This is a genomic window from uncultured Agitococcus sp., assembly GCF_937920075.1.
Classification (GTDB): Bacteria; Pseudomonadota; Gammaproteobacteria; order Pseudomonadales; family Moraxellaceae; genus Agitococcus.
Genome location: NZ_CALETI010000392.1, coordinates 1 through 2873, shown reverse-complemented (window position 1 = coordinate 2873; position 2873 = coordinate 1). Strand labels below are relative to the sequence as shown.

The 2873-nt window shown below is 44.6% G+C and carries 2 protein-coding genes; both read right to left on the bottom strand.

All coding sequences use genetic code 11. From position 1 onward, the window contains the following. Positions 1 to 2227: tape measure protein (locus Q0212_RS13310; protein WP_297926326.1), on the bottom strand; the 2227-nt coding region annotated here is incomplete at its 3' end. Positions 2228 to 2437: 210 nt separating this feature from the next. Then, positions 2438 to 2803 (bottom strand): hypothetical protein, encoded by a 366-nt coding sequence (locus tag Q0212_RS13305; protein ID WP_297926324.1) that lies wholly within the window; start codon positions 2801 to 2803, stop codon positions 2438 to 2440. Positions 2804 to 2873 lie beyond the last annotated feature (70 nt).

The window sequence follows — 2873 nt, the reverse complement described above, 5'->3', positions numbered from 1 at the left end:
AACGCTGTGTGACAGGTGCTTGTTGTTGTGGCTCTGCACTAGATGCACTTGATGCGCCTACACCCGCACCGCCACCACCGCCACCACCGCCACCACCGCCACCACCGCCAAAGGTGGCCGATTGAATAGCGCGTAACTGTCCTAGCTGTGATGCTAATGCTGCTGCACCCATAGCCGCGCCTAATGGCCACCCACCAATCTTACTACCCTGTCTAGCTGCTTCTATTACTGTTGATGGAATAGCTATTGCCGCATCTGCTAACCTAGCCGCCTTTGTTAGCTCAAACATTTTACGCGAATGTTGGCTAAATCCGCCAAAATCTGCCGCAAAAAACGCAATCGCGCCTTGTAAATTGCTCTTATTAAATGCCTTTGTCATCTCTTGAATTTTGTTGCCAGTGCCTAGAATTAAATCTAAACGCTTGGCCTGATATTGCGCTTCGGCTTCTAGCTTTATCCCGTTAATAACGTCCTGCAGGTCGGCCTCAGCCATAGCAATGTCTGTCAGCTTCTGCATTTTCTGCGCGTGTTGCTCGTCCATGATTTCAAGCTCAGTCATGCCGCCTTGACGCACACCATCCATCAAGATTCCAAGCTGCTCTAATCGCGCCGCGTGCTGTGCAAAATCTTCCTCGGCGTTTTTGTCGTTGATTGCCTTCTCTGTTTCGTGTTGAGCAATCATCAATTCAGTGGTTTTTTTATCGGCTTGTTCGTTAAGCGCGATGATTCCAGATAGATATTCGCTTTTTGTTAAAGTACCATCTTGTAAGTGCGCTTTTAATGATTCCGATTGTTCTTTATAGTGTTTTTTCTCAAGCTGATCTTCACTCATGTTCTTTTCGAGAATAAGGTTTAGCTCTTTTTGAGCAGCTGCTTTCAATTGCTCAAGTTTTTTGGCTTCTTGCGCTGCTGCTTTTTTGTCTTTGTCGGATTCTCCGCCCGATGAATCTTTTTTATTTCCACCAAACTTTTCTAAGCTGTCCGTTGATGTTTCTGCTAAAAACTTATCTAATAGGTCATTTAAAACTCGGTCATTTTGCGCTTTTTCTTTTCGCGCTTGGCTTTCGTTTACAAGTTTGTCACGCTCTGCCAAGATTTCAGCAATCGTTTCTTGATAAGCCTGTTTTGTTGCGTCAAGATTTTGTTTTAGGTTGTAAGATGGTGCTAATGGGTTTAATACACTTGCAATTTTACGCCCGTATATTTCGGCTTCCGTTACTAAATCAGCCAATTCTACGGCTGCAATTTTTACAAATGCGCGTATGTTTTGAGGTAATTCACTAAAAGCGCGTTTTATAAATTCGACTATCTCGGTAATTGTGCTTTCGTTCTCATTCCCCCATTCGCTAATGATTAGTTGTATTTCATCAATAGCGTTTCTAACATCGGTTGTCCATCCGTCAAACGCGATACCTACAGCCTCAATATATCCCTGTAACTCGCCACTGGCTAACATCGCATTAAGTTCTGCTAACGATGCGCTTGCGCCCTCAAAGGCATCTTGTAACACGTCTGTCGCGCCTGCTTCGCCTATCTGAAAAAACAGGTTATCCCATGAATCGCCAAAGTTAGCAATTGCGCCGTCTAGTGACTCCATGCGCTTTTTCATTGCGCCGTCAAAATTAACTTCGCCTAATTTAATCAGGTATTCTTCAATTGCCGCTGAATTGTTGGCAATGACTTCGGTCGTGCCTTTGAACGTAAACGCGATGGTGTCGCCTTGATTCTTTGACTTAATGCCAAACTCTTTTAAACGCTCAAACTCACCTGTCGCCGCGTCTGCTACGGCTTCAATCATTTGGCTTAAATCTTTACCTAATGCCGCGCTTGTATCGCCGTAAGATTTTAACGCTCGCTCGCTAGGGGTTAAACCTAAATTGACTAGCTTTGTAAATCCATCGACAGCTTGGGCAAGGTCGTAAGGTGTTTGTTGTGCAAATTGTTGCAGTGTTCCAAACGCTTCGTTAGCTCCCTCTAGTGAGCCTGTGGCAGTCTCTAACCCTGCTTTTAGAATACCGAATTGGCGATTGACTTCTATTAACTTTTGCAAGCCTTCCATTGCGCCAAACATTGACAACAAACCAACTGCCATGTTTTTTACGGCTCGCGCTGCACCATCACCCGCGTTTTGCGTTTGCTGCAATTGTTGATTGACGTTGTTTAGCTGAGTGCGTAATTGGCCAACATCAGCGCGAATACTAATAATTAGGTCATCAGTTGTTGCCATGGATTTTGTCCAATTCAGCGTTTATTTCTTCAAACTCAGCCAATGACATAGGCTTGCTATAGCTTTTGCCTGTTGATACTTCCATCTTGTCTAGGTGAGTATCCCACAATAGCCAAAAGTCGGCAGGGGTTAGCTGCCAAGCATCAGACGGCGGTATTGATAAGTAGATAACCGCGTTTGACCACAAAACAGACCAAACGCGGCCATTATCTACTTTTTTTGGTCATCTTCTGACCCCACCGTTTTAATGTCGGTATCACTACCAGCCGACAATGCTGCCGCGATGAATTGGGTAACTTTCGTTGTAACGTCAATCAATCCCTCGTTCATCACAACATCGCCGATGCCGTCCCGTGTCCACCATTTCGGATGTCTTCCGTTAATTGGTGCTGCACATATCTGAATAATAGAGACAACATCACCCGCTTTAAAAGTACCGCTTGCAACATCGTTCCGCAAAAAGCCGACCGCGCCCTTATTTAAAACGGTTTCTAATTTGTCTAGGTTTTTAAATGACGGCACTAACTCAAAGTGTTCGCCATTTAAAACCAAGTCAATAATGCCACGATTAGCCATAACTCACCCTTTAAGCCGCTGTATAAGTGATTGTACCCGCGCTTTCTAAGCTCATGCTAAAGTTTTCTTC

What these genes read in the sequence shown, in the direction of transcription:
- Q0212_RS13305 (WP_297926324.1), bottom strand. Translation starts at nt 2,803, where the DNA reads ATGGCTAATCGTGGCATTATTGACTTGGTTTTAAATGGCGAACACTTT.